Annotated in this window: 23 protein-coding genes; 11 read left to right on the plus strand and 12 right to left on the minus strand. The window is 69.8% G+C overall.

What is annotated here, in order from left to right; translation table 11 throughout:
* Positions 1–123: 123 nt before the first annotated feature.
* Positions 124–1,800: an ABC transporter substrate-binding protein gene (locus ACZ6Z4_RS30470; protein WP_363664982.1), complete on the minus strand. Its 1,677-nt coding sequence runs from the start codon at positions 1,798–1,800 to the stop codon at positions 124–126.
* Between the two features lie 175 nt (positions 1,801–1,975).
* Positions 1,976–2,986, minus strand: a complete 1,011-nt coding sequence (locus ACZ6Z4_RS30475) for a LacI family DNA-binding transcriptional regulator (RefSeq protein WP_363664981.1) — start codon at positions 2,984–2,986, stop codon at positions 1,976–1,978.
* Positions 2,987–3,242: 256 nt separating this feature from the next.
* Between ACZ6Z4_RS30475 and ACZ6Z4_RS30480 the strand changes: the two genes are divergently transcribed.
* Positions 3,243–4,457 (plus strand): ROK family transcriptional regulator, encoded by a 1,215-nt coding sequence (locus tag ACZ6Z4_RS30480; protein ID WP_465571877.1) that lies wholly within the window; start codon positions 3,243–3,245, stop codon positions 4,455–4,457.
* Between the two features lie 99 nt (positions 4,458–4,556).
* Entirely contained in the window at positions 4,557–5,897 is a 1,341-nt protein-coding gene (locus ACZ6Z4_RS30485) for a GH1 family beta-glucosidase (protein ID WP_465571882.1), read from the plus strand.
* A 3-nt stretch (positions 5,898–5,900) separates the two neighbouring features.
* Here the strand turns inward: ACZ6Z4_RS30485 and ACZ6Z4_RS30490 are convergent, their stop codons facing one another.
* The gene (locus tag ACZ6Z4_RS30490; RefSeq protein WP_465571885.1) at positions 5,901–6,602 is read right to left on the minus strand and encodes a TetR/AcrR family transcriptional regulator; all 702 of its coding nucleotides are present in this window, start codon (positions 6,600–6,602) and stop codon (positions 5,901–5,903) included.
* 95 nt (positions 6,603–6,697) lie between these two features.
* Here ACZ6Z4_RS30490 and ACZ6Z4_RS30495 point away from each other — a divergent pair, with 95 nt between their 5' ends.
* Together ACZ6Z4_RS30495 and ACZ6Z4_RS30500 are read left to right on the plus strand one after the other, a co-directional pair.
* Positions 6,698–8,221, plus strand: coding sequence for a GMC family oxidoreductase (locus tag ACZ6Z4_RS30495; RefSeq protein ID WP_465571889.1), 1,524 nt, complete (start codon positions 6,698–6,700; stop codon positions 8,219–8,221).
* Entirely contained in the window at positions 8,218–9,717 is a 1,500-nt protein-coding gene (locus ACZ6Z4_RS30500; RefSeq protein ID WP_465571892.1) for a GMC family oxidoreductase, read from the plus strand. The genes ACZ6Z4_RS30495 and ACZ6Z4_RS30500 overlap by 4 nt, the downstream gene beginning before the upstream one ends.
* Before the next feature lie 45 nt (positions 9,718–9,762).
* Here the strand turns inward: ACZ6Z4_RS30500 and ACZ6Z4_RS30505 are convergent, their stop codons facing one another.
* Positions 9,763–11,028, minus strand: coding sequence for a family 16 glycosylhydrolase (locus tag ACZ6Z4_RS30505; RefSeq protein WP_465571895.1), 1,266 nt, complete (start codon positions 11,026–11,028; stop codon positions 9,763–9,765).
* A 285-nt stretch (positions 11,029–11,313) separates the two neighbouring features.
* On the opposite strand from ACZ6Z4_RS30505, the gene ACZ6Z4_RS30510 reads away from it, so the two are divergent.
* The 3 genes from ACZ6Z4_RS30510 (at position 11,314) to ACZ6Z4_RS30520 (ending at position 14,506) form a co-directional block, all read left to right on the plus strand.
* Positions 11,314–13,212: a ricin-type beta-trefoil lectin domain protein gene (locus ACZ6Z4_RS30510; protein ID WP_465571897.1), complete on the plus strand. Its 1,899-nt coding sequence runs from the start codon at positions 11,314–11,316 to the stop codon at positions 13,210–13,212.
* 118 nt (positions 13,213–13,330) lie between these two features.
* Complete coding sequence (locus ACZ6Z4_RS30515) at positions 13,331–14,149, plus strand: MerR family transcriptional regulator (protein WP_465571900.1); 819 nt, start codon at positions 13,331–13,333, stop codon at positions 14,147–14,149.
* A 3-nt stretch (positions 14,150–14,152) separates the two neighbouring features.
* A complete protein-coding gene (locus ACZ6Z4_RS30520; protein WP_363664972.1) occupies positions 14,153–14,506 on the plus strand; it encodes a VOC family protein in 354 nt (117 codons plus the stop codon).
* Between the two features lie 9 nt (positions 14,507–14,515).
* Here the strand turns inward: ACZ6Z4_RS30520 and ACZ6Z4_RS30525 are convergent, their stop codons facing one another.
* Positions 14,516–14,845 carry an ArsR/SmtB family transcription factor gene (locus ACZ6Z4_RS30525; protein WP_363664971.1) on the minus strand — a complete coding sequence of 110 codons (330 nt, stop codon included), beginning with the start codon at positions 14,843–14,845 and terminating at the stop codon, positions 14,516–14,518.
* A 117-nt stretch (positions 14,846–14,962) separates the two neighbouring features.
* Here ACZ6Z4_RS30525 and ACZ6Z4_RS30530 point away from each other — a divergent pair, with 117 nt between their 5' ends.
* Complete coding sequence (locus ACZ6Z4_RS30530) at positions 14,963–15,799, plus strand: SDR family oxidoreductase (protein ID WP_465571907.1); 837 nt, start codon at positions 14,963–14,965, stop codon at positions 15,797–15,799.
* A gap of 71 nt (positions 15,800–15,870) precedes the next feature.
* On the opposite strand, the gene ACZ6Z4_RS30535 is transcribed toward ACZ6Z4_RS30530, so the two are convergent.
* The gene (locus ACZ6Z4_RS30535; protein ID WP_465571910.1) at positions 15,871–16,305 is read right to left on the minus strand and encodes a MarR family winged helix-turn-helix transcriptional regulator; all 435 of its coding nucleotides are present in this window, start codon (positions 16,303–16,305) and stop codon (positions 15,871–15,873) included.
* Positions 16,306–16,368: 63 nt separating this feature from the next.
* Between ACZ6Z4_RS30535 and ACZ6Z4_RS30540 the strand changes: the two genes are divergently transcribed.
* Entirely contained in the window at positions 16,369–16,980 is a 612-nt protein-coding gene (locus ACZ6Z4_RS30540; RefSeq protein WP_465571913.1) for a maleylpyruvate isomerase family mycothiol-dependent enzyme, read from the plus strand.
* On the opposite strand, the gene ACZ6Z4_RS30545 is transcribed toward ACZ6Z4_RS30540, so the two are convergent.
* Genes ACZ6Z4_RS30545 through ACZ6Z4_RS30555 form a run of 3 tightly spaced genes read right to left on the minus strand, consistent with a single transcriptional unit; the run spans position 16,973 to position 19,879 of the window.
* Positions 16,973–17,899, minus strand: coding sequence for a phosphotransferase family protein (locus ACZ6Z4_RS30545; protein WP_465571916.1), 927 nt, complete (start codon positions 17,897–17,899; stop codon positions 16,973–16,975). The genes ACZ6Z4_RS30540 and ACZ6Z4_RS30545 overlap by 8 nt on opposite strands.
* A gap of 52 nt (positions 17,900–17,951) precedes the next feature.
* The gene (locus ACZ6Z4_RS30550; RefSeq protein ID WP_465571919.1) at positions 17,952–18,611 is read right to left on the minus strand and encodes a LuxR C-terminal-related transcriptional regulator; all 660 of its coding nucleotides are present in this window, start codon (positions 18,609–18,611) and stop codon (positions 17,952–17,954) included.
* Complete coding sequence (locus ACZ6Z4_RS30555) at positions 18,602–19,879, minus strand: sensor histidine kinase (protein WP_465571922.1); 1,278 nt, start codon at positions 19,877–19,879, stop codon at positions 18,602–18,604. Before ACZ6Z4_RS30555 ends, ACZ6Z4_RS30550 begins: the two co-directional genes overlap by 10 nt.
* 132 nt (positions 19,880–20,011) lie before the next feature.
* On the opposite strand from ACZ6Z4_RS30555, the gene ACZ6Z4_RS30560 reads away from it, so the two are divergent.
* On the plus strand, positions 20,012–20,689 hold the full coding sequence (locus ACZ6Z4_RS30560; RefSeq protein ID WP_465571925.1) for a DedA family protein: 678 nt from the start codon (positions 20,012–20,014) through the stop codon (positions 20,687–20,689).
* Positions 20,690–20,817: 128 nt separating this feature from the next.
* A complete protein-coding gene (locus tag ACZ6Z4_RS30565) occupies positions 20,818–21,360 on the plus strand; it encodes an NADPH-dependent FMN reductase (protein WP_465571928.1) in 543 nt (180 codons plus the stop codon).
* 4 nt (positions 21,361–21,364) lie between these two features.
* On the opposite strand, the gene ACZ6Z4_RS30570 is transcribed toward ACZ6Z4_RS30565, so the two are convergent.
* The 3 genes from ACZ6Z4_RS30570 to ACZ6Z4_RS30580 all read right to left on the minus strand — a co-directional run bounded on the left by ACZ6Z4_RS30570 (position 21,365) and on the right by ACZ6Z4_RS30580 (position 25,282).
* Positions 21,365–21,868: a VOC family protein gene (locus ACZ6Z4_RS30570; protein ID WP_465571933.1), complete on the minus strand. Its 504-nt coding sequence runs from the start codon at positions 21,866–21,868 to the stop codon at positions 21,365–21,367.
* Between the two features lie 82 nt (positions 21,869–21,950).
* On the minus strand, positions 21,951–24,497 hold the full coding sequence (locus tag ACZ6Z4_RS30575; RefSeq protein ID WP_465571936.1) for an FtsX-like permease family protein: 2,547 nt from the start codon (positions 24,495–24,497) through the stop codon (positions 21,951–21,953).
* Positions 24,494–25,282: an ABC transporter ATP-binding protein gene (locus ACZ6Z4_RS30580; RefSeq protein WP_465571941.1), complete on the minus strand. Its 789-nt coding sequence runs from the start codon at positions 25,280–25,282 to the stop codon at positions 24,494–24,496. Before ACZ6Z4_RS30580 ends, ACZ6Z4_RS30575 begins: the two co-directional genes overlap by 4 nt.
* Between the last annotated feature and the right edge of the window lie 43 nt (positions 25,283–25,325).

Raw genomic sequence — 25,325 nt, forward strand, 5'->3', positions numbered from 1 at the left:
TTTTGTGTTCTGGGGTCGGTTTGCCCTGGGTCCCTCCCCCTTTCCTGGTCTTTTCTTGGGGTTGGCCCGGGGGCCCGCCCCCCCCCCCCCCCCCGCCCCCCCCCCCCCCCCCCCGGCGGGTTGTCAGGCCCCTGCGGGCTTCAGCTTCAGGACGATCTCCAGCGCGTTCTGCTGGGTCGGCTGCGCCGGTCCGTACGGGTTGGTGTCGTCCGGCCACCCGACCCAGTTCTTGGTGCTGTAGAGCGCACCGATGTTGGAGGCACCGGTCGGGATGATCGGCATCTGCTCGACCATGATCTTCTGCAGCGTGTTCAGCGCCGCGGTGCGCGCGGCGTCGTCGGCCGCGTTGGCGTACTCGTCCAGCGCCTTGGTCGCGTCGGCGTTGCTGAACCGGCCGTAGTTGCCGCTCACGCCACCCTTGCCGACCGGCTTCAGGATCTTGCCGTCCATGATGTTCTGGTAGATGTCGTACGGCGTCGCGCCGCCGTTGGTCCAGTGCATGCCGGCCTGGAAGTTGCCCTCGTCGAAGGCCTTGAACCAGGCGTCCTGGTTGGCCTTGTCGACGGTCGCCTTGATGCCGATCTGGGACAGGTTGTCCTTGATGATCTCCAGGCTGGTGACGTAGTCCGACCAGCCGGCCGGGTTGGTCAGCGTGATCGTGACCGGCTTGCCGGTCTGGTCCTTCAGGGTGTCGCCCTCGAGCTTGAAGCCGGCCGCGGCCAGCTCGGCCTTGGCACCCTCGACGTCGACGGCGTGCTTCTTGTCCTTGAACTCCGGCGCGATGTAGGACTCACCGGCCGGGGCCGGGATGCCGGTGACGGACTCGATCTTCGGGTAGAAGTACCCGGCCTCGGCCTGGGTGAAGATGTCGTCGCGGTTGATCACCTTGTCCATCGCCCGGCGCAGCGCCGGGTTGTCGAACGGCTTCACCGTGGTGTTGATCCACAGGCCGTGGATGCCCAGCGTGCCCGGCGCCCAGACCTTGTGGTTCTTCTCGTCCTTGGCCTGGAAGACCGTCTTCACGTTCGGGACGAAGACGAAGCTCCACTCCGAGGCGCCGTTGGCCAGCGCGGTGGTCTGCGCGTTGTTGTCGTTGTACGACGTGTAGCGCAGCTCCTTGACCTTCGGCAGCTCCTGCCAGTACTTGTCGCGCAGCTCCAGCGTCGTGGTCTGCGGCGTGAACGACTTGAGCTTGTACGGGCCGGTGCCGATCGGGTCCTTGACGGTGTCCTGGCTCGGGTCCTTGAACGTCGACCACTGCGCCTTCGGCACCACGAAGACGCCGAGGATCTTGTTCTGGTTGACGAACTGCGAGCGGGTGAAGGTCAGCTCGACCTTGTTCCCGGTCTGGGTGATCTTGTCGTACGGGATCGCGTCCTGGTTCAGGCCCTCGTTGTCCTTGCGGAGCTGGAACGAGTAGGCCACGTCCTCGGCGCTCATCGGCTTGCCGTCGGACCAGGTGACCCCGTCGCGGATCGTGAAGGTGACCTTCTTGAAGTTGTCGGCCCAGGCGAACTCGGTGGCCAGCCAGGGCTTGCCCGGCTCCTGCGGCTTGAGCGCGTTGATCATCACCAGCGGTTCGTAGATCATCCACCGGTACCCGAGCGAGGCGCCCGAGGAGGAACCGAGGAACGGGTTGTGGTTCTCGGTCTGCGGCCCGTTCGGCATGCCCACGTTGAGCACCGTGGCGCCGCCGCCGGCGTTGGCGTTCGAGTTGGTGGTGTCCCCGTTACTGCAGGCAGCGGTTGCTGCCGCGAGCAGGCCCGCGAGGGCCAGCGCGACTGTGCGTCGTGCTCGCATCGTTCCTCCTGTGTTCGTCAACTACTTGGCGGATGACTCCGGTTGACCCGGTCAGTGGTGTCGCATCGTGCCGTGAAAGCGCTCTCATGAGAAGAGCGCACGGCTTAACGGATCGATATCGGGACTACTGGGTGCCGGTGGCGAAGCAGGGGCAGCTACCTCGCCACCGGACGCTCTAAGAGGGGCGGGCGGGGGCGGTTGAGCTGCGCACGATCAACGTCGTGGGCAGCACTTGGGGTGCCTCCGGCAGCGGCTTGCCGCCGAAGTAGTCCATCAGCATCCGGGCCGCGGCCTGCCCCATCTGGCGCATCGGCTGATGCACCGTGGTCAGCGGCGGCTCGGTGTGCTGGGCGTACGGGATGTCGTCGAAACCGACCACCGACACGTCGTTCGGCACGTTCCGCCCGGTCTCCCGGACGGCCTGGATGGCCCCGCCGGCGGACAGGTCGTTGTGCGCGAAGATCGCGTCGAACTTGGTGCCGGCCTCGAGCGCCTGCTGGACGCCGCGGCGTCCGCTCTCGTGGGTGAAGTCGCCTTCGAAGACGAGCCGTGGGTCCAGCTCGAGGCCGGCCGCCGCGTAGGTGTCGCGGAAACCGTCCAGGCGTTCCTGGGTGCAGCCGAACCAGTCCACGCCGGTGATCACCAGCGGGCGGCGGCGGCCGAGCTCCAGCAGGTGCCGGGCGGCGGCCTCACCTCCGGCCCGGTTGGTGGTGGCGACGGACGGGAACACGGGTTGCTTGGCCCGGTCGTCGATCAGGACGACCGGCAGGCCGCGCGAGTGCAGCTGCTCGATGTAGGACAGCGTGCCCTCGGGCTCGATCACCAGCAGGCCGTCGAACGACTGCGCCGAGACCTGCGAGGCGAACTGCTGCATCGACTCCTCACCCCGGTTGCAGGTGAACAGCAGCAGGCCGTAGCCCTCGGTCTCGACCACGTCGACGGCTCCCTGCAGGACCTCGCCCATCCAGGGCCAGGTCAGCGAGGGGACCAGCATGCCGACGATCCGGGTCCGGCCGCGGGCCAGGCCGACGGCCCGGGCGCTGGGCACGTACCCGAGCTCGGCGATCACCTGGCGGACCCGTTCGGCGGTCCGCAGATCGAGCTCGCCCTTGCCGTTCAGGACCCGCGAGACGGTGGTCTTGCTGACTCCGGCACGGGCCGCGACATCGGCGATCGTGATCGACATACACAGCTCCCCTCGGGCGGTCGGGGTGGTGCGGGGCGGATGGAGCTGCTCCCGGAGCCGGTCGTCGGAACCGGTTTCGGAAGCGGTTCCGTAGAGTGAAGCGGTCCGTGCGGGGTGACGTCAATCACGGACCGGTAACGAAAGTCACTACTAAGTTCAAATCGTGTAAGAAGTGCGGTGGGCTGAGCTTGGAACTCCTCGTGCGGCAGGATGACGTCAACTGATGGAAGCTGCCGGAAAGGGTCGGGAAAACACCATGGACGGACGCCGGACGACGGTGCGCGACATGCGGCGGTCCAACCGGTCGGTGATCCTGACCAGCATCTACCGGCAGGGACCGCTGAGCCGCTACGAGCTGGGCCACGAGACGTCGCTGAGCGCGGCCAGCGTGAGCAACCTGGTCGGCGAGCTGCTGGACGAGGGCATCGTCGAGGAGGCCGGGTCCGTCGAGTCCGACGGCGGCCGCCCACGGGTGCTGCTCCGGGTCGCGCCCAGCTTCGGGTACGTCGTCGGCGCCGAGGTCGGCGAGACCCGGGTCCGGGTCGAGCTGTTCGACCTCGCGATGACGGTGCTGGCGACCGTGGTCTACCCGATCGAGACGCCGAAACCCGCGCCCGAGCTGGCGGTGAAGTACGTGCTGCAGGGGCTCGACGCGGTGATCACGCAGGCCGGCGTACCGGCTGAGCGGGTGCTCGGGCTCGGGGTGGCTGTCGCCGGTGTGGTCGAGGGACCCGCGGACGCGGTCGTGCACGCACAGACGCTCGGGTGGGACGGGGTTCCGCTCGGGGCGATGCTGGCGGCGGGGACTTCGATCCCGATCCAGGTCGACAACGGTGCGAACACGCTCGGCCAGGCGGAGATGTGGTTCGGCGCCGGGCGGGGTGCGACGGATGCCGTCGTGGCGCTGGTCGGGTCTGGTGTCGGTGCTGCCTTGGTGACTGGTGGGACGAGCTACCGGGGGACTCGCAGCAGCGCCGGCGAGTGGGGCCACACCACGATCATGTACGGCGGCCGCCGGTGCCGGTGCGGTGCCGAGGGATGTCTCGAGGCGTACGTCGGCGCCGAGGGTGTGCTCGACCGGTACCGGCTGGCCGGTGGGCCCGCCGCGCGGTCGGACGACGACGAAGCGGCCTTCATCGGGCTGCTCGGCGCGGTCGACTCCTCCGAGGTCGCCGCCAAGGTCGTCGAGGACACGATCGGGTACCTGGCCGCGGGGTTCGCGAACCTGGTGAACCTGGTCAACCCGGAGCGGATCGTGCTCGGTGGCTGGGCGGGGTTGCTGCTGGGGGAGCGCTACCTCGCGGAGCTGCGCGAGGCCGTCGGCAAGCACGCGCTGCACCGGCCGTACGCGCAGGTGACGATCGAGCTGTGCGAGCTCGGCCGGGACGCGGTGGCGCTGGGCGCCGCGACGCTGCCGGTGTTGCGTCTCCTCCGCGAAGGCGGCACCGCCAAACGAGTCAGCACCGCCTGATCCCCGCAAGTTCCGGAACCTGAACTCGCTGCGCAGGGTTCAGGACTTCAACTATGCTTTGAAAAAACCGCCTTCTCCACCACCCTTTGGGGGTCACCGATGGTCGAGCTCTCCCCGCTTCGGCAGGACTTCGTCTGGGGTACCGCCACCTCGGCGTACCAGATCGAGGGCGCTGTCGACGCCGACGGCCGGCTGCCGTCGATCTGGGACACGTTCTGCCGGGTGCCCGGCGCGATCGACAACGGTGACACCGGTGACGTGGCCTGCGACTCCTACCACCGCTGGCCCGACGACCTGGCCCTGATCAAGCAGCTCGGCGTCGACGCGTACCGGTTCTCGATCGCCTGGCCGCGGGTGATCCCGACCGGGTCCGGCGCCGTCAACGCGCCCGGTCTGGCGTACTACGACCGGATGGTCGACGACTTGCTTGCCGAGGGCATCAAGCCCTTCGTCACCTTGTACCACTGGGATCTGCCGCAGGCGCTGCAGGACACCGGCGGCTGGGACAACCGCGACACGGTGTACCGGTTCGCCGAGTACGCCGCGGTCGTCGGCGCGAAGCTCGGCGACCGCGTGCGCGACTGGGTGACGCTGAACGAGCCGCTCTGCTCGGCCTGGATCGGCCACTGGGAAGGCCGGATGGCGCCCGGCATCACCGACCCGGCGACCGCCGTGCGCGCGTCGTACAACCTGTTGCTGGCGCACGGGCTCGGCGTGCAGGCACTGCGCGAGTCGTGCCCGGAGCCGCCCTCGGTCGGCCTGGTCGTGAACCTGAGCGGTTGTGAGCCGGCCAGTCAGAGCGCCGAGGACATCCGCGCGTCGCGGATCGCCGACGGGCACATCAACCGCTGGTGGCTCGACCCGACGTCGGGCCGCGGCTTCCCGGCCGACATGGTCGAGACGTACGGCGTGGAGCTGCCCGAGCAGCCCGGCGACCTGGACGTCATCGCCGCGCCGACCGACTTCATCGGCCTGAACTACTACTTCCGCCAGATCATCAAGGCCGACGACTCGGTGCCGGTGCTCGGTTTCAGCCAGGTCCCCGGGCCGAACCCGGAGCACACCATGCTCGACTGGGAGATCCACCCGGCCGGCCTGGAGGAGCTGATCCTGCGGCTGGCCAAGGAGTACGACGCGGAGAAGATCTACATCACCGAGAACGGGTCGGCCTGGGTCGACTCGCCCGACGCGGAGTTCAACGTCGACGACGCGCAGCGGACGGCGTACCTGGAAGGGCATCTCGCGGCGTGCGTTCGCGCGGTGCAGCAGGGTGCTCCGCTGGCCGGGTACTTCGCGTGGTCGCTGATGGACAACTTCGAGTGGGCCTACGGGTACGCGCCGCGCTTCGGTCTCGCGTACGTCGACTACCCGAGCGGCCGGCGGGTGATGAAGACCAGCGGCAGGACGTACGCCGACCTGGTGCGGTCGCACCGCGCGTAACGGTCAGTTCGTGTCCGCCAGGCGGCGCAGCCAGTCGTCGAGCAGCGCCGCCTCGGTCGGGCTCAGCGGGTTCCCGGGATGATTGCCTAGGGCAACGCGCAGTGCGGTCGCCTGGGACGGGACGTCGCTGGCCGCCTCGGTCGGCCCGGTGGTGATCGAGCTCAGCACCAGCTCGCGGGTGACCGCGGACAGCTGCGGGTCGCGGTCCGCGGGCGGGATCGCGATCTGGGACAGCACCAGGCCGAGGCCGTTGGCGTAGATCAGCGCGGTGGCGCGCTCGACGCTCATCGTCAGCCGCCCGGCCGCGGCGACCCGGGCCACCATGCCGGTCAGTCGTTCCAGCGCCTCCGCGCGCAGCGTCGAGGCCTTCTCGTCGCCGGGACCGCCGTACCCGAGGGTGTAGAACATCGGCTTGGTGAGGCCGAAGTCGACGTGCAGGTCCCAGGAGCGGCGCAGGTCGTCGACCGGGTCGTCGGTCTCGCCGAGGCCGCGCTTGTCGCGCAGGTAGTCCTCGAAGGCCTGGGTCGCGACCGCGTCCAGCAGCCCGTCCATGTCGCCGAACTGCCGGTAGATCGTCGGCGGCTGGACGCCGGCCGCCGTACTGACCGAGCGGGTGGAGACCGCGGCGCGGCCGCCTGCGGTGAGCAGGTCGGTGGCGGCGCGGACGATCCGGTCGCGGGTGTCCGCCCGGGTGCTGGTTGGCATGTTATCGACGATAACAGCAAGTGGCCTACGCTGATTCTCGTTCCGGTGGTACACCTGAAGGTGTTATCACTGGAAACATCTCGAGGGGAACTGACGTGAATGACCACGACTACATCGTCGTCGGCGGCGGAACGGCGGGCTGCGTGCTGGCGACGCGGCTGTCGGAGAACGCCGGCGTACGGGTGCTGCTGCTCGAGGCGGGCGCCGCCGAGGCGCTGCCCGAGGCGGCGATCCCGCCGGCGTGGCCGGCGCTGTTGACCAGCTCGATGTCCTGGGGCGAGCTCACGGTCGACCAGCCCGGCACGGGCGGCCAGGTGCCGCTGCCGCGCGGCCTCGGCCTGGGCGGCGGCTCCGCGATCAACGCGATGAGCTTCCTGCGCGGCCACGCCTCCAGCTACGACGCCTGGGCCGAGAACGGCGCCAAGGGCTGGTCGTACGCCGACCTGCTGCCGTACTTCAAGCGCAGCGAGACCGCTCCCGGCCGGGACCCGGAGCTGCGCGGTACCGACGGTCCGGTGATCGTCGGCCCGGCCGACCCGGTGAACCCGGTGCTCGAAGCGTGCCTCGATGCCGCGATCGAGACCGGGTACCGCCGCGCCAGCGACCTCAGCAGCGGTGTCGAGGAAGGCTTCGGCGCGTCCGACCAGAACGTGTACGCCGGCCGCCGGCAGAACTCCGCCGACGCGTACCTGACCCCAGAGGTCCGCGGCCGGGCCAACCTGGAGATCGTCACCGAGGCGCTGGCCCACAAGCTCCTGATCGAGGACGGTCGCTGCATCGGCGTCGAGTACGCCGTCGCGGGCGCGGAGCCGACTTCGGTCCACTGCACCAGTGAGGTGGTGCTGGCGGCCGGCGCGATCGGCTCGGCCCAGCTGCTGATGCTGTCCGGTGTCGGCCCGCAGGACCACCTGCGCGAGGTCGGCGTCGACGTCGTACTGGATCTGCCCGGTGTCGGTGGCAACTTCCATGACCACCCGACCGCCGGTGTCGCGTTCAGCGCGACCCGGACCGTCGAGCACAACAACTTCAACCACGCCGACGTGGCCGGGCTGATCCGCACCGACCCGTCGCTCGACGTCCCGGACCTGCAGCTGCTGTTCGTCGACGTCGCCCAGGTCGCCGAGCACGGCGGTTACGCGGGCGCGCCGGCGAACGGGTTCACGATCCGGGTCTCGACGATGCTCCCGCGCAGCCGCGGCACGGTCCGCCTGGCCGGACCGGCCGCCGGGACGCCGCCGCTGCTCGACCCGAACTACTTCGCCGACGAGTACGACGTCGAGACGATGGTCACCGGGGTCCGGATCGCCCGCGAGATCGCGAAGGCGAGCGCGCTCGACGGCTGGCGCGGCACCGAGCTGTCGCCCGGGCCGGACGTCGACGACGACGCGGGGCTGGCGGCGTACCTGCGGGCCACGATGATCTCCTACTGCCACCCGGTCGGGACCTGCAAGCTCGGCACCGACGAGCTCGCCGTGGTCGACCTCGACCTGCGGGTGCACGGGATCGACGGTCTCCGGGTCGCCGACGGATCGGTGATCCCGTCGTTGCCCTCGGCCAACACCAACGCCACCGTGTACGCGATCGCCGAGCGCGCGGCCGACCTGATCCTGCGCGGATGACGTACGACTACATCGTCGTCGGCGGCGGAACGGCGGGCAGTGTGCTCGCCGCTCGCCTGTCCGAGCGACCCGACGTACGGGTGCTGCTGCTGGAGGCGGGCGCGCGCGAGCCACACCCGTTGGTCGCCGAGCCTCGCGATCACTACCTGCTGCGGCAGAGCTCTTTCAGCTGGGGCGACAGCACCGTCGTCCAGGCGGCCACCGGTACGGCGACGGAGTTGCCGCGCGGCCGCGGGCTCGGCGGCTCCTCGGCCATCAACGCGATGCTCTTCGTCCGCGGGCACCGGTCCGGGTACGACGACTGGGCCGAAGCCGGTGCCAAGAGTTGGGGCTTCACCGACCTGCTGCCGTACTTCAAGCGCAGCGAGACGGCGATCGGCCGTGACCCGGAGCTGCGTGGACAGAGCGGGCCGGTCGTGGTCGGTCCCGCCGACCCGCCGAACCCGGTGCTCGCGTCGGTGCTCGACGCCGCCGTCGAGGTGGGTCATCGGGCCGCGACCGACATCGGCGGCGGACTCGAGACCGGCTTCGGGCTACCCGACCTCTCGATCGTCGCCGGGCTGCGGCAGACCGCTGCCGACGCCTACCTGACACCGGAGGTGGTTGCCCGGAGCAACCTCGAGATCGTCACCGACGCGACCGTGCACGAGGTGCGGATCGTGAACCGGCGCGCGGTCGGCGTCCGGTACAGCACGTACGGCGCGCTGCTGTCGGTCGACTGCACCCGCGAGGTCGTGCTCGCCGCGGGCGCGATCGGGTCGCCGAAGCTGCTGATGCTGTCCGGCGTCGGGCCCGCGGACCACCTGCGCGAGCTGGGGATCGCGGTGCTCGGCCACCGTCCGGGCGTGGGGTCGAACCTGCAGGACCACCCGCTCGCGAACGTGGTCTTCGGCACGGCCACGGCGGTCCCGCCGGCGCGGAACAACCACGCCGAGCTGATCGGGCTGCTCCAGGTCGATCCCGTGGCCGCGGGCCCCGATCTGCAGTTCGTGGTGACGGACCTGCCGCAGGTGCCGGCCGGCGCACCGCCGTACGGGTTCACGATCAAGCCGTCGGTGATGCGGCCGTACAGCCGGGGATCGGTCCGGCTGGCGAGCACCGTCGCGACGGCGGCGCCGCTGATCGACCCGAACTACTTCGCCGACCCGCGCGACACCACGACGATGCTGCGCGGGATCGACCTGGCACGTGAGCTCGGCGCCGCGCGGGCGCTCGCCGAGTGGGGTCCGACCGAGATCGCGCCGGGGCCGGCGCTGACCGCGCGGGACGACCTGCGCGAGTACGTCGGGCGCACGCTCGCGTCGTACTGTCATCCGGTCGGGACCTGCGCGATCGGGGACGGCGAGCAGGCGGTCGTGGACAACGACCGGCGGGTGATCGGCATCGACGGGTTGCGGGTCGCGGACGCGTCGGTGATGCCGTCACTGCCGTCGGCCAACACGGTCGCGACCGTCTACGCGATCGCCGAACGGGCGGCCGAGCTGCTGCTGGCGTGACGAAAGGGCCAGACCGGGACGGCCTGGCCCTTCGTCGTGCTCAGGTCAGACGTTCCACTTCTGGTTCGCGCCGCCGCCGCAGGTCCAGATCTGCGTCGGGGTGGCGTTCGCCGAGTTGTTGCCGGTGACGTCGAGGCACTTGTTCGCCCGTGGGTTCACCAGATCTCGTGCGCCGGAGTACGTCCACTGCTGGGCCGCGTTGCCGTTGCAGGTCGCGATCTGGACCCGGGTGCCGTCGGCGGTCCCGGCGTTCGCGACGTCCAGGCACTTGCCCAGGGCCCGGATCGTGCCGTCGCCCGGCCGGGTCCACTTCTGCGCGGCGCTGCCGTTGCAGTCGTACAGCTGGACGGTGGTGCCGTCGGCCGCGTTCGCGCCGGCGACGTCCAGGCACTTGCCGGCCAGGCCGGTGATCTGGCTGCCGGACCCGCCGCTGCTGCCCAGGGTGGAGACCCGGACGTAGTCGACGACCATCGACTGCGGCATCACCGTGCTGCCGTCGGGGTAGCCCGGCCAGTAGCCGCCGACCGCGACGTTCATGATCATGAAGAACGGGTGGTTGTAGACCCACTGCCTGCCGCCGAGGTCGGCCGGCGTCCGGCGCTGGTACTGGACACCGTCGACCGACCAGGTGATCGAGTCCGGCGCCCAGTCCACGGCGTAGGTGTGGAAGTCGTTGCGGAACGGCTGGCCGTTCGGCGACTGGTACGCCGCGCCGATGCCGCCCTCGCCGGAGTAGCCCGGGCCGTGGATGGTGCCGTGCACGGTGTTCGGCTCGCGGCCGATGTTCTCCATGATGTCGATCTCGCCGTCGTTCGGCCAGTTGCCGCCGCCGAGCATCCAGAACGCCGGCCAGACGCCCTGGGTTCCGGGGATCTTGATCCGGGCCTCGAAGCGGCCGTAGGTCTGGGTGAACGTCTGCGCGGTGAGCAGCCGGGCCGAGGTGTACTCGCAGGTGCCGTAGTGGCACTGGAAACCGCCGCTCTCGCGGCGGGCGGTGATCACCAGGTTGCCGCCGCCGTCGAGCGCCGCGTTGCGGGTCGAGTTCGTGTAGTACTGGCGCTCGTTGTTGCCCCAGCCGCCGCCACCGATGTCGTAGCGCCACTTGGCGGGGTTCGGGGCCTGGCCGTTCGGGCCGTCGAAGGTGTCCTCCCAGATGGTGGCCTGCGGGGCCATCACCTGAGCGGCCGCCGCGGCCGCGGTCTCGGACTGGGTCCGGGCGTCGGCGGGGGACTGGAGTACGGCGGTGCCGAGCAGCGCGGCGCCTGCGGTGAGCAGCGCGGCGGCCCGGAACCGGGAACGCGGGACTCTCATGCGTGCCTCATTTCTCGCTCGGCCGGAGGGGCGTCCGGCCGGTAGGGGCGGGGGCGGGACGTGAACGAGACAGTTCGCTTGTGCGACGGAAGCGTGCCGTGAGAACGCTCCCACGTCAAGGCCACACGTAAATACAAGGCGTGAAAAAAGGCGTCGTACGGCATTGACTCCGGCAGGCACCGATGGTTACCTGCTGATGACCACCAGTTGCGGCGCGGGCAGACGCCGGATCCGGGGTGCAACGCCTCGTCCCCTGAACCCCTTGAGCAAAAGGGAGATCCGCCCATGCCCAGCCCTCTTCGTCGTGCCCGCCCCGGACGACGACGCCTGCTGCCCGCCCTGGCCGGGTTCGCCGCCCTCTCGGTGCTGGCCACCGGTCTCAGCCTGAGCAACCCGACGCCGGCGCAGGCCGCCGGCGAGCAGGTCAACGTCTGGCTGACCACCACCAACGACGCCGCCGGACGCAACGTCACCCGCGGCCTGCAGCAGCAGGCGCCGGTGAACTTCGGCCCGGCCGGCGGCAGCGCGAACCAGACGGTCAACGTCAACGAGAACACGACGTACCAGACCTTCGAGGGCGGTGGCGCGTCGTTCACCGACAGCGCCGCGTGGCTGCTGAACAGCAGCAACACGATCTCCGCCGCGACCCGCAACCAGGTGATGAAGGATCTGTTCGACCCGGTCAACGGGATCGGCCTGGCCTTCACCCGCAACCCGATGGGTGCCTCCGACCTGGCGCGGTTCAACTACTCCTACGACGACACCTGCTGCGACCTGAACGACTTCACGATCAACCACGACCTCGCCGACGTCGTACCGCTGACCAAGCAGGCCAAGCAGCTGAACCCGGCCCTGAAGGTCAAGGGCGCTCCGTGGAGCGCGCCGGCCTGGATGAAGGACAACAACAAGTTCACCAACCGCGGCTGGCTGAAGGCGGAGTACTACCCGCTCTACGCGCAGTACTTCGTCAAGTACGTGCAGCAGAACGAGGCCGCCGGCAACCACATCGACTACGTGTCGGTGCAGAACGAGCCGACCTGCTGCGGCAACGACAACACCGGCTACGCCTCGATGAACTGGAACGGCGCCGGGCTGCTGAACTTCACCAAGAACCACCTGATCCCGGCGTTCCGGGCGGCCGGCATCACCACCAAGGTGATGGTGCTGGACTACAACTGGGGCAACTACAACGACCTCGGTTCGGTCCCGCTGGCCGACGCCGGGCTGCGCAACGACCCGCTGTTCGGCGGTATCGCCTGGCACGGGTACGGCGGTGACGTGAACCTGCAGACCACCGTGCACAACCAGTACCCGGCCGTGAACCACTACATGACCGAGCACTCGGGCGGCACCTGGATCCCGAACCAGCAGGTCGAGGACATGAACAACCTGATCGACTACACCCGGAACTGGAGCAAGTCCTGGGTGAAGTGGAGCCTCGGCCAGGACGAGGCGATGCTGCCGTTCGTCGGCGCCGGGTGCAACGTGTGCACGGGTCTGGTCACGATCCACCGCAACGACGCGCAGCGCGGGCAGGTCACCAAGACCGTCGAGTACTACACGATGGGCCACCTGACGAAGTTCGTGAAGCCGGGTGCGGCGCGGATCCAGTCCGACGCCAACAGCGCGGTGAAGAACGTCGCCTGGAAGAACCCGGACGGCTCGAAGGCGCTGATCGCGTTCAACACCACCGGCAGCTCGCAGTCGGTGCGGGTGAACTGGGGTTCGCAGTCGTTCACCTACACGCTGCCGACCAAGACCTCGGCGACCTTCACCTGGTCGGGGACGCAGAGCGGCGGCGGTGGTGGCGGCGGGCAGATCACCGGTCTGGCCGGCAAGTGCATCGACATCGCTGGTGCCAACCCGGCTGACGCCACCGCCGTGCAGTTGTACGACTGCAACGGGTCGTCGGCTCAGCAGTGGACGCGTCCTGGTGACGGCACTGTGCGGGCGCTCGGCAAGTGCCTGGACGTGGCGTCGGGGAGTGTGGCCGACGGCGCTCGGGTGCAGCTCTACACCTGCAACGGATCGGCCGCGCAACAGTGGAACTACACCGGCGGCAAGGATCTGGTGAACCCACAGGCCAACAAGTGCCTCGACGTCACCGGCAACAACTCCGCCAACGCCACGCCGTTGCAGATCTGGTCCTGCACCGGCGCCGCGAACCAGAAGTGGAACGCCTGACCAGCTAGCCCGGGGTCCGCACGGGGACCCCGCCCGGACCGGCCGCACCCACCTGTGGGCTGCGGCCGGTCTGTGTTGTGTTGACCCTCCGGTGGCCGGAGGGTGCAAGGTGTGGGACATGACGGCTTCGGTGACCATCGGGGAGTTCTCCCGGCTGACCCATCTCAGCGTGAAGACGCTGCACCACTACCACGACATCGACCTGCTCGCGCCCGCGCTCGTCGACCCGAGCTCCGGCTACCGCCGGTACGAGATCTCGCAGGTCCCGACCGCCCAGCTGATCCGCCGGCTCCGCGAGTTGCAGATGCCGCTGGCCCAGGTCCGCGCGGTGATCGACGCGCCGGACATCGCGACCCGTGACGAGGCGGTCCGCCTCCATCTCGTGCAGATGGAACGTGAGCTGGTCCGTACCCAGCAGGCCGTCGCCTCGCTGCGCTCGATGCTGACCCTCGCGCCCACCGAGCTCCCGGTCGAGTACCGGTTCGTGCCCGCGTTCCGCGCGTACGGCGTACGCGAGCGCGTCCATCGCGACGACATCACCGCGTGGTGCGAGACCGTGTTCACCCGCCTCGGCGCGCTGGCCGGGCGGTACGGCATCAGCGCCGTACCGGGGGCGGCGTACAGCGACGAGTTCTTCGCCGACGAAGCCGGTGAGGTGACCGCGTTCCTGCCGGTCGCTCCCGACCAGCCGGCCGACGAGAGCGTCGACCTGATCGACCTCCCGGCCGGGCTGTTCGCCGTCGCGCTGCACCGCGGCTCCTTCGAGGAGCTCGACCGCGCGTACGGCGCGCTCGGCAGTCACGTCGCCGAGTTCTGCGCGATCGCGCCCGGCCCGGTCCGTGAGCTGTACGTCGTCGGGCCGGGCGACACCACTGATTCGAGCACGTTCCAGACCGAGCTCTGCTGGCCGATCCAGCAGCTCCCAACGAGAGGCTGAACCATGCCCGTCACCTTCGAGCAGCTCGCCGTCGACTGCGCCGACGTCCAGGCCCAGGCCGCCTTCTGGGCCGGGGTCTTCCAGACCGAGGTCGATGCCGGCGGCAATGAATTCATGGCGACCGTGAACCGCTCCGGCGGCGGTCCGGCGATGATGTTCCTGCAGGTCCCGGAGAAGCCGTCCGGCGTCAAGAACCGGCTGCACCTGGACCTCGGCAGCGGTGACTGGGCCGCCGATGTCGATCGCATCGTCGCGCTCGGGGCGAAGCGGGAGGGGGAGTTCAACGAGTACGGCACGCACTGGATCACGCTGGTGGATCCGGAGGGCAACGTGTTCGACCTCGCCGAGGCGCACTAGTCCGGCGTACTAGTTCGGCTGCTCGGGGCGCACCTCGTCCATCGTGTCGAGGTGCGCCTCGAGCGCGTTCAGGCGGTCGCGCCACAGGTCCCGGTACGGCGTGAGCCAGGCGTCGACCTCGGCCAGCGGCGCGGGCCGGAGCCGGTACCACCGCCGCTGGGCGTCCTGGCGGACCTCGACCAGCCCGGCGTCCCGCAGTACCTTCAAGTGCTTCGACACCGCCGGCTGACTCAGCTCGAGCGCGTCCACCAGCTCGCCGACCGGCCGCTCGCCGTCCCGCAACAGGTCGAGGATCTCCCGGCGCCGCGGTTCCGCGAGCACCTCGAACGTAGTTGCCATACGAGGAATATAACTCGCTCTCTCTAAACCAACTAGATAGTTGACATGCCGCTCGGTGTCGCTTTAAGGTCTCGCTCGGAAAGCAACTGACTAGTTGGATTAAATAGGAGGGTGTTCATGACAGCGAAGACCTGGTTCGTGACCGGCGCCTCGGCGGGGATCGGCCGAGCCGTCACCGAGCAACTCCTGGCCGCCGGCCACCGCGTCGCCGCCACCGCGCGCAGGCCGGAGGCCCTCGATGACCTCGCGACGAAGTACCCCGACCAGCTTCTGGTGGCGGCGTTGGACGTCACCGACACCGCGGCTCTGCGCCGCGTCGTCGCCGAGGCGTTCGCCGAGCTCGGCCGCATCGACGTCGTCTTCTCGAACGCCGGCCGCGGCGCCTTCGGTGCGGCCGAGGAGATGACCGATGCCGCCGTCGACGACCAGATCGCCCTGAACCTGACCGCGCCGATCCACCTGCTCCGCGCCGCGCTTCCGTCGCTGCGCGCCCAAGGTGGCGGTCGTTTCATCCAGCTCGCGACGATGGGTTCGCAGATCACCACGCCCGGCGCGAGTCTCTACCACGCGTCGAAGTGGGGTGTCGAAGGCTTCTTCGAGTCGGTGATCGGCGAGCTCGCGGCGTTCGGTATCGGCGTCACGATGATCGAGCCCGGCATCGTCCGGACGACGTTCGGCGCGAACCTCGCCGTCGCCGACCCGCTTCCGGCGTACGCCGACGGCCCGCTGGGCCAGATGCGGCAGTACCTGTCGGCGTCGGCCAACATCACCGCCGACGCGCCCGGCGACCCGGAGAAGGTGGCGGCGGCGATCATCGCCTCGGCCTCGACGACTCCGGCGCCTCGCCGCATCGCCCTGGGCAGCGACGCCTACGCAGCCATCAAGTCCGCCCTCACCGACCGCCTGACCGAGCTCGAAGCAGGCCGCGACCTCGCCCACTCGACCGACTTCTGACCTGAAGAACACCTACTGGAACCTGTGCAGCAGCGGAACCGAACTCGAGTACCGCTTTCCCTGATCCGCCTCTACGCGTACGGGTCGGTGATCTCGCGGAGGCTGGTGAGGGCCTGGCGGAGTTGGTTGGTGCGGGTGGGGCCGAGGTGGGCGGTCCACTCGGCTTCGACTTCGGCGACTGCGGCTGCGGCGATCGGGATGGTCTTGTAGCCCCGCGGGGAGATCTGGACGAGCCGGGCGCGGGCGTCGCTGGGGTCCGGCGTACGGCGTACGTAACCGGCGCGTTCGAGCTGGTCGACGAGGAAGCCCGCGGTCTGCTTGGTGACCTGGGCCTGCTCGGCCAGGTCGGTGAGGCGGGTGCCGTTCGGGCCGATGCGCTGGAAGATGCGCGCCTGTGCCGGGGTGAAGTCGTCGTACCCGGCCGCGGCGAGCGCGTCGAAGACGCGGGTTTCCAGTGCGCGGTAGGGGATGAACAGCAGCAACCCGAGATTCAGCTGGTCCGCCATACCGACATCTTGACCGGTGGTCAGAGAGGCTGTCTAATTTGATCAGAGAGGCTGACCAGTTGGGTGGTGGTTGTGGTGCGGGCCGAGGAGATCTGGCGGTACGTCGACACCGAGCGCGCGAGCCTGGCCGAACTGCTCGCGGGGTTGAATGCGGAGCAGTGGGCGACGCCGTCGATCTGCCCGGGATGGACTGTGAAGGACGTCGCCGCCCACGTGATCTCGTCCCCGCAGGCGAAGGTGCTGCCGGTGATCGTAGGGATGGCGCGGGCGCGGGGAGATTTCAACCGCTTCGTCTACGAGGAGGCTCGGCGCGCCGGGGCGGCGTACGGGACCGAGGACATCGTCGCCCAGTACGGCCGGTACGCGGGCTCGCGGCGTCACCCGGTGGGGACGGTGCCGGCCGATCCGTTGCTGGACGTGCTCATCCACGGGCAGGACATCGCGGTGCCGCTCGGGATCGCGCGGCCGATCCCACCGGAAGCCGCGCGGGTGGCGGCGAACCGGATCTGGTCGAAGGCGTTTCCGTTCAAGGCGCGTAAGCGCCTGGCCGGCGTACGGCTGGTTGCCACCGACATCGACTGGTCGGTGGGTCAGGGGGAGGAGGTGCGCGGCCCGATCGCGCTTCTGCTGCAGCTGATGAGCGGTCGTACGTACGTCACGGCGCAGCTCAGCTGAGGAACTCCGCGTACAACGGATCGTTGAGCAGCTTGGCGGTGAGCGGGACGCCCGAGTCACGCCCGAACGGGTCGGCGTCGTGCGCGTTCCCGACCAGCAAGGCGTGCACCGCCCGATAGGTCAGCAAGTCGTCGGCGTCGTACCCGAGCCGTTCGACGATCGCCGCATCGAAGTCGGCCTCGATCGCCCGAGTCTCCGGCGACCAGAGCGCGTACAGCGCCGCCGCGCTCGCAGCGTCGAACACGGGATCGCCCGGCATGCTCAGCAACCCGAAGTCGATCACACTCACCGGCCGAAGATCGTCGTCGACCAGGATGTTCCCAGCGGTCACATCGCCGTGAACGAGCCGATCGGCCTCCGGCATCGCCTTCAGCCGTTGCTGAAGGCAATCAAACTTGCCGCCGAAGTCGTCAACGAGGCGCTCGAGCTGATCGCCGTACGTCGCCACCCGCCGCACGAGAAGGTCCCCGAGCGCCTCCACCCACGCCTGCCGCGGCCCCCGGAACGGCGCACTCTCGTCCAGCACACTCATCGCGAACAACGCCGGAGGCGCCGGCGTCGCGGCGAGCTCGGCGACCACCTCGATCACACAGTCCCGCGCCGCAGTCCATCCAGACTGACCGAACTCCGGCGCCACCTCGTGCAACGGCCGGCCCGGAAGCTCGACCTCAACACTGACAATCCACCGCGGCCCTTGGTGGATCTCGACAATCTCCGGAGTGCGGAACGCCAGCCGCACCTCGGCGTACAACCGCTGCAGCCGCTCGAGCTCAGCGCGCGGCGAATGAAACCAAACCTTCGCCACCTTCCCGCCCCGCACCCGAAACACAGCCCCCTGCATGCCGATCGTCAGCAACTCAGGACTCGGATGACCGAGCCCACGAACATGCTCAGGGATGAGCTCGTCGGAGTAGTCCACCTTCAGAACCTTAGGAGACGGCGGTTCGCAGCGCCGACGGGTTTTCGCGGCGCTAGTTGGTGAGGTACGTCGCGATGGCGAGGCTTCGGCGGTTGTACGTGGGGTCGTCGTGCAGGGCCAGTTTGTCGAAGATGGCGTAGACGTGTTTTTCCACGGCGCTCTGGGAGATGAAGAGCTTTTCGGCGATGCCTCGGTTGTTGTGGCCTTCGGCCATCTTGGCGAGGACCTCGTGTTCGCGGGGGGTGAGTTTGCTGAGTGGGTCGGTGTGGGTGGTGCGGGCCAGGAGCTGGCGGACGACGTCGGGGTCGAAGGCGACGCCGCCGCTGCCTACTCGGTCCAGGGCTTCCAGGAACTCCTCGACGCGCATCACCCGGTCCTTGAGCAGATAGCCGAAGCCTTCCTGGCCGGAGGTGATGAGCTGGGTGGCGTAGGACTTCTCGACGTACTGCGACAGGACCAGCACGCTGACGGACGGCCATTCGGTGCGGATGGTCAGGGCCGCGCGGAGGCCTTCGTCGGTGTGGGTCGGGGGCATCCGGACGTCGACCACGACGATGTCCGGCGCTTCACCGGCTTCGGCGGCCATGCGGACGGCGGCGACCAGGGAGTCGCCGTCGCCGACTGCGGCCGGGACCTCGTGTCCTTCCTCCTCGAGCAGCAGGACCAGGCCCTGGCGGAGCAGGGTGGTGTCGTCGGCCAGCATCACTCGCACGGCAGCTCCGCTCGGATCGTGGTCGGACCGCCGGGTGGACTGTCGATGGTGAAGGTGCCGTCGTAGGCGGCGACCCGGCCTGCCAAGCCGCTGAGGCCGCGGCCGCGGGGGTCGGCGCCACCGCGGCCGTCGTCGGTCACGGTCACGACGACCGAGGTCGGCTCGGTGGCCGGGGCGAAGCCGAGCGGTGCCGCGGGCACGGCTGCCTGGACGGTGATTCTGATCCGCTCTGCTCCGGAGTGCTTGGTGGCGTTGGTGAGTGCTTCGGAGATGACGAAGTACACGGCGGTCTCGACCGGTGCCGGGGGACGGGTGGGCAGGTCGTACGACAACGTGACCGGGATGCTGGAACGTTCGGCCAGCACGCGGACGACATCCTCCAGGCCCAGCTGGTCGAGCACGGTGGGGTAGACCCGCCACGCGACGTCGCGGAGGTCGGCCAGCGCCTGCTCGGACTCCTCGTGCGCCTGGCGGACCAGGTCGGCCGCGCGGTCCGGGTCGCGGGAGCGGCGGGCTCGGCTGAGCAGCAGGCCCAGGGCGACCAGGCGTTGCTGGACGCCGTCGTGCAGGTCGCGCTCGATCCGGCGGCGCTCGTCGTTGACGACCTGGACGACCTCGCTGCGGCTCAGGGTCAGCTCGGAGACCCGTTGGGCGAGCACGTCCTCGGTCGACGGCGTCAGGTGTCGGCGGGCGAGCGCGGCGTCGAGCTGGCTGACGCCGGCGATGCCCATCACGTTCAGGTAGAGCAGGACCAGGCCGGGGACCGCGGCGACGGCGATCGTCGCCGTACTGACCGTGCCGCCGTCCTCTTCGATGAAGCTCCAGGTCCCGCCGAAGATCCAGGCGGACAGCATCGACCCGGCGACGGCCAGACCGAAGACCAGCACCAGCACGACGAGGCCGCCGAAGAGGCCGAGCGGCCAGCGACGGGCGACGTACCCGAAGGCTTGGCGTGCGCCGTACGGGCCGAGGTCGTGGACGTCGTGGAACCGAGCCAGCCGTCGCCGCTCCAGACCGGCGAGTTGCCGGGCGCAACGATGGGTGAGGCCGAGCACCGCCCGGCGCGAGCGCGGGACGGCAACGATCGGGATCAGGCCGAGCGCGCAGACGGCGAGAAACACCAGCTCGGCAAGAGCGAGCAGCGCGCCGAGGGTGACGCCGGCCAGAGTGCGCAGGCTCCGCCCGAGCAGCGGCGCGCGCCAGGCCGGCGTGCTCTGCCCGAAGGACGTGGGGTTGCGCAGTGGAGCGCGGGGATCGATGGCCTGCATACGCACCAGGCTAGTGGGAACCGGACGATCGGAGACTGTGGTTTTCCACAGGTCTGTACTGTGGAAAAGCCGAGCAATTACGACGGTCGACCACAGGGCGCGGGCAGTGTTCGCGGACCTAGCGTCGACGCCATGAACTCGACGAACCAGGTGATGATGACCGCGCTGCAAGCGACGCAGGAACCGACCGGTGGGGTGGCCGGGTGGGCCATCGACATGATGGAGAAACTGGGGGCTCCCGGCGCGGGCCTCGCGGTGGCGCTGGAGAATCTCTTCCCGCCACTGCCCAGCGAGGTGATCCTGCCGCTGGCAGGTTTCGCGGCCAACCGCGGTGACCTCGGGCTGATCAGCGCCATCCTGTTCACCACGCTCGGCTCGGTCGTCGGCGCGCTCGCGCTGTACGGCGTCGGCGGCGTGCTCGGCCGCGACCGGACCAGGGCGCTGGCCGCGCGGCTGCCGCTGATGAAGATCGAGGACGTCGACAAGGCCGAGCAGTGGTTCGCCAAGCACGGCCCGAAGGCGGTGCTGATCGGGCGGGTGGTGCCGGTCGTGCGCAGCCTGATCTCGGTGCCGGCCGGCGTGGAGCGGATGTCGGTGCCGCTGTTCCTCGGGCTGACGTCGCTCGGCAGCCTGATCTGGAACTCGGCGCTGATCGTCGCGGGCTACGCGCTGGGTGAGAAGTGGCACCTGGTGGAGTCGTCGGTCGGCGTCTTCCAGTACGTCGTGATCGCGGCCGCGGTGGCCGCGGTGACCTGGTTCGTGGTTGTCAAGGTGAAGGCGAAACGTTCGGAATCTGAGAAAGTCCAGTAGCCCGCTGGACTTTGGCTACGCTCGGGGTCTCACTGCCGAACCGCTGGAGATCCCTGATGCCGTCAGTCGCCTTCGAGCCGCGTGTTGTCCCTGATCCGCCGGTGTGGCCGCAGTCCGTGGTGACCGTCGTGGGTAATCCGCGCGCCGGGTCGCGGACGGCGGCAGCTGCCGCGTCGGTTGCCGAGCTGTTGAGTTCTGAGCTCGGTACGCCGTACCGGTTGGACGAGCTGGTGGATCTGGTGACGTTCGCGCCGGCGATCTTCCAGGGGGATGCGGCCGGGGAGGAGGAGCGTGCGGCGCTGGAGAGCGCGGTGGAGCTGGTGTCGTCGGCTTCGCTGGTGGTGGTAGCGACACCGGTTTACAAGGGGAGCTACACCGGGCTGCTGAAGAGCTTCCTGGACGTACTGCGGCCGGAGGCGCTCGCGGGGGCGGTCGTCGTACCGGTGACGGTGTCGGCGGCGCCTTCGCACAAGCTGCTCGCGGACCAGCACCTGCGGCCGGTGCTGGCGGAGCTAGGGGCGAGTGTGCCGGTGCCGGGGGTGATTCTCGAAGAGCGTGAGCTGGAGGATCTGCAGGTGGTGCTGGCCGGCTGGATCCGGCAGAACGCGGGGATCGTGCAGGCGACGACGATCGCCCTCCGGCCGATCGCCGAGCCGACCCCGGGGAGATAGAACGTCAGAGGACCGGGCGCGAAGACCGGCCGGGGTTGCCGGTCATTTCGGCGTCGAAGGTGGCTTGGGCGGTCTGCATCGCTTCGGCGTACCGGGGGTCGGCCATCCGGGCGCCGACCTCTTCGGCGGGGACGTCCTCGACGTGGGCGACCACCCACCAGATGTTGCCCCACGGGTCGCGGATGCGGCCGCCGCGGTCGCCCCAGGCGGCGGTGGACAGGTCGGTGACGATGCGGGCGCCGGCTTCGACCGCGCGGGCGAAGGTGGCGTCGGCGTCGGGGACGAAGATGCGGAGCAGGGACGGCATCGCGGGCCAGTCGGGGCGGCGGTCGAAGGCGAGCAGGACGGTGTCGCCGACGCGGATCTCGGCGTGGCCGATCAGGCCGTCCTCGGTGGGGATGCGGGCGAGCTCCTCGCCGTCGAAGACGGTGGTGACGAAGTCGAGCAGGGCGCCGGTGTCGTCGGTGACGACCCAGGGGGCGAGGGTGGTGTAACCGGTGGAGGTCATCGCGAGAAGTCCTGACGTCGAAGGAGGAGAGCCTTGCTGAGCAAAACTCTCCTCCTCGAAGCGGTCAGGTTCTGGCCTCTACTCAGTCCGGCCGTGAGGTTGTTTCGGCCGGGCTGGTCCGCAGTACGCCGGTGGCCGGGATCAGCGTCGACAGGTAGGTGAGCGCCGCGGCCGCGGCGACGATGACCAGGTAGATGGACCAGGGGCCGTGCGGGATCGCCGAGCCGGACAGCTTGGCGCTGAACGGGACCAGCGTGGCCACGGCGACCAGCGTGCCGAGGATGACTCCGGTGGCGGTGATGAGCGTGCTTTCCGTGGTGAGCATCCGGAGGACTTGACCTCGGGTCGAGCCGGTCAGGCGCTGCAGGGCGAACTCGCGCCGGCGACGGATGGTCGACGAGGCGAGCGTGTTGACGACCGAGACCGCGGTGTACCCGATCAGGAGGCCGACGAGCAGGTAGTTCACCCACGCCTGGGTCTGGGCGTCGGCACGGTTGTTCTCGATCAGGGCGTCCCGACCGGCGACCTGTACGCCGGGGTGCCGCGCGGCCGTCGCCGCGAGGGCCGCGGCGGGGTCGGCGCCGGGGGAGTAGCGGACGAGGATCTGCGGCGCCAGCCGACCAGTGGTGTGCTTCGCGAGCAGTTCGGCCGGCAGGACCAGGGATTCGTAACCGCGTTCGGCCGCGAAGGTGGCGACCACACGGAGGTCGACGGGAGTGCCGTCGCCGAGGGTCAGCTTGACCGTCGAGCCGAGGCCTTCGCCGGTCTTCTCGACCATGCGGTCGGGGACGGCGATCGTCGTACCGGTCAGGTTCTCGAGCGAGCCCGAGGTGATCCGGACCGGCGCCGGGCCGTCCGCACCCTGCGCGCTGACGCCGATCAGCGGCGCGCCGTCCTCGGCGAAAGGCGCCTTGCGGGGTGCGTCGACCGCGCCGAGGCTCGTCACGTACGACGAGGCGCCGGCGACGCCGGGGACCTTGCGGACGTCGTCGAGCAGCGACGCCGGGAGCCCGGTGCCGGTGCTGGAGACGAGGACCGCGTCGGCCCTGAGGTCCTTGGTGAAGGCCTGTTCGGTGGCGTGCACCGACGTGGTCTGCATGTACAGGTTGGCGGTCGAGATGCCGACGGCGAGCATCACCGGCATCACCGCGGCGGACATCGCGACCGACCGGGCGGTCACGTTGACGATCGCGAGGCGGCCGTTGACGCGGCTGACGGCGTACAGGGGCCAGCGGATCAGGGCCAGCGTGAGCTTCGTCCAGAACGGCCCGAGCAGCGCGATGCCGATCGCCCAGCACAGCACGGCCGGGCCGGCGGTCGCGGCGGCGAGCGGACCGGTCATCACCGTCGCGGTGACGATCATCAGCGCGATCGCGCCGCCGAGCGACAGTACGCCGAGGATCGCGCGGGTCCAGGTGAACCACTTGCGCTGCAGGCCGGCCTCGACGAGCGCCTCGACGGGCTTGATCTTCGCGGACTTGCGGGCGGCGATCAGGGCGGCGCCGATGGCGGCCAGCACGGCGGCGCCTGCGCCGGCGGCGAACGGGATCCAGCCCTGGTGGAACTCGACGTACGGCGACGCGACGCCGTGCTCGGCGAGCTGGTCGAAGAGGAACCGGCCGAGCAGGAAGCCGGGGACGATGCCGATCAGGACTGCGGGGATCGAGACGAGCAGTGCCTCGCCGAGGATCATCCGTCGGACCTGGCCGGGCGTGGTGCCGATGCTGCGGAGCAGGGCGAACTCGCGTTCGCGGTGCTGCGCGGCCAGGGCCAGGGTGGAGGCGACGACGAACATCATCGTCAGGGTGGCGATGCCGCCGAACGAGCCGGCGACGGCGATCAGGGCCTCCTGGAACTGGGCGGCGTCGGGGTGCTCGGCGAGGCCGCGGTCGGCGCCGGTGCGGACGGTGAGGTCGCCCTGGGCTTCGACGGCGTCCTTGACGGTGCCGAGGTCGGTGCCGGGGGCAACGATCAGGGCGAGCGAGGTGAAGGTGCCGGGGGTGTTGGCCAGGCGGGTGGCCTCTTGGGAGGAGAAGAAGGTGTGGCCGGCGGGGCCGTCGGCGAGGCCGCGGACGGTGTAGGTGGTGGGCTCGCCGTTGGTGAGGAGAGTGATCTTGGAGCCGAGGTGGAGGTTGGCGGCGCGGGCGGTGGAGGTGTCGAGGACGACGTCGTTGGGGCGCGTTGGTGGGTTGCCTGAGGTGAGCTCGTACGGCGTGAGGCGGGCGGAGGCCCAGGAGTGGCCTTCGGCGGGGAGGAACGTGTCGGCGGGGGAGGACGTGGTCGGGCGGGAGGAGGGCGTGGAGAGCTGGATCGGCGTTGCGAAGGTGAGGTCGCCGATCACCTCCTTCACGCCGGGGATCGCGCGGAGCTTGGGAGCCAGGTCGGCGGGAACGCCGGTCTGCTCCGTCAACGGGGTGGCGTCCTCGCGACCCGGGCGCAGATGGGAGTCGGGGCCGGTGACGACGAGATCGGCGGTGGCGAAGCGGGTGGCGGGGACGTTGGAACGGATGCCGGTCTCCATCAGTCCGCCGCAGGCCAGGACGATCGCCGTACCGAAGACGACGGCGACGAAGGTGGCGACGAAGCCGCCCTTGCGGAAGCGCAGGGTGCGGACGGCGAGTTTCATCATCGCGCGACCGCCAGACCGTGGGCGCGGGAGCGGGCGCCGAGGTGGGTGAGGCGCTCGGCGACCTGCTCGGCGGTGGGGGCGACCAGGCTGCCGGCCAGCTTGCCGTCGGCGAGGAACACCACCTGGTCGGCGTACGACGCAGCGACCGGGTCGTGGGTGACCATGACGACGGTCTGGCCCTGGCTGCGCACGGGTTCGCGGAGCAGTTCGAGTACGTCGGCCGCGGTCTGCGTGTCCAGCGCGCCGGTCGGCTCGTCGGCGAAGATCACCGCGGGCCGCGCGACCAGCGCCCGCGCGATCGCGACGCGCTGCTGCTGACCGCCGGACAGTTCGCCCGGGCGGTGCTTGTGCCGGTCCGCGAGGCCGACTCGCTCGAGGACCTCCTCGACCGAGTGCCGGTGCGGACGCCGGCCGTCCAGCTCCTGCGGGAGCGTGACGTTCTGCCAGACCGTCAGCGCGGGCAGCAGGTTGAAGGACTGGAAGACGAACCCGATCCGCTCCCGGCGCAGCTCGGTGAGCTTCCGCTCGCTCAGCCCGGCCAACGGCTGGTCGTCGATCGCCACGGTCCCGGACGTCGGCCGGTCGAGCCCGGCGGCGCAGTGCAGGAAGGTGCTCTTGCCGGACCCGGAGGGCCCCATCACCGCGGTGAACGTCCCCCGGGCGAAGCTGATGCTGATCCCGTCGAGCGCGACGACCGCGCCGGCGCCCTTGCCGTAGACGCGGCGGACGTCGGACAGCACGACGGAGTTCGACGACCTCTGGAGTGTTTCCTGCTTGCGCTTCATGGGCTCAACGCTAGGAAGATCGGGCCGCTCGCCCCAGGGAGCT

This window comes from Kribbella sp. NPDC104740 (assembly GCF_055583505.1).

Coding starts and splice junctions, on each gene's coding strand:
- ACZ6Z4_RS30470 (WP_363664982.1), bottom strand. CDS start 1,800: ATGCGAGCACGACGCACAGTCGCGCTGGCCCTCGCGGGCCTGCTCGCG.
- ACZ6Z4_RS30475 (WP_363664981.1), bottom strand. CDS start 2,986: ATGTCGATCACGATCGCCGATGTCGCGGCCCGTGCCGGAGTCAGCAAG.
- ACZ6Z4_RS30480 (WP_465571877.1), top strand. CDS start 3,243: ATGGACGGACGCCGGACGACGGTGCGCGACATGCGGCGGTCCAACCGG.
- ACZ6Z4_RS30485 (WP_465571882.1), top strand. CDS start 4,557: ATGGTCGAGCTCTCCCCGCTTCGGCAGGACTTCGTCTGGGGTACCGCC.
- ACZ6Z4_RS30490 (WP_465571885.1), bottom strand. CDS start 6,602: ATGCCAACCAGCACCCGGGCGGACACCCGCGACCGGATCGTCCGCGCC.
- ACZ6Z4_RS30500 (WP_465571892.1), top strand. CDS start 8,218: ATGACGTACGACTACATCGTCGTCGGCGGCGGAACGGCGGGCAGTGTG.
- ACZ6Z4_RS30505 (WP_465571895.1), bottom strand. CDS start 11,028: ATGAGAGTCCCGCGTTCCCGGTTCCGGGCCGCCGCGCTGCTCACCGCA.
- ACZ6Z4_RS30510 (WP_465571897.1), top strand. CDS start 11,314: ATGCCCAGCCCTCTTCGTCGTGCCCGCCCCGGACGACGACGCCTGCTG.
- ACZ6Z4_RS30515 (WP_465571900.1), top strand. CDS start 13,331: ATGACGGCTTCGGTGACCATCGGGGAGTTCTCCCGGCTGACCCATCTC.
- ACZ6Z4_RS30520 (WP_363664972.1), top strand. CDS start 14,153: ATGCCCGTCACCTTCGAGCAGCTCGCCGTCGACTGCGCCGACGTCCAG.
- ACZ6Z4_RS30525 (WP_363664971.1), bottom strand. CDS start 14,845: ATGGCAACTACGTTCGAGGTGCTCGCGGAACCGCGGCGCCGGGAGATC.
- ACZ6Z4_RS30530 (WP_465571907.1), top strand. CDS start 14,963: ATGACAGCGAAGACCTGGTTCGTGACCGGCGCCTCGGCGGGGATCGGC.
- ACZ6Z4_RS30535 (WP_465571910.1), bottom strand. CDS start 16,305: ATGGCGGACCAGCTGAATCTCGGGTTGCTGCTGTTCATCCCCTACCGC.
- ACZ6Z4_RS30555 (WP_465571922.1), bottom strand. CDS start 19,879: ATGCAGGCCATCGATCCCCGCGCTCCACTGCGCAACCCCACGTCCTTC.
- ACZ6Z4_RS30560 (WP_465571925.1), top strand. CDS start 20,012: ATGAACTCGACGAACCAGGTGATGATGACCGCGCTGCAAGCGACGCAG.
- ACZ6Z4_RS30570 (WP_465571933.1), bottom strand. CDS start 21,868: ATGACCTCCACCGGTTACACCACCCTCGCCCCCTGGGTCGTCACCGAC.
- ACZ6Z4_RS30575 (WP_465571936.1), bottom strand. CDS start 24,497: ATGATGAAACTCGCCGTCCGCACCCTGCGCTTCCGCAAGGGCGGCTTC.
- ACZ6Z4_RS30580 (WP_465571941.1), bottom strand. CDS start 25,282: ATGAAGCGCAAGCAGGAAACACTCCAGAGGTCGTCGAACTCCGTCGTG.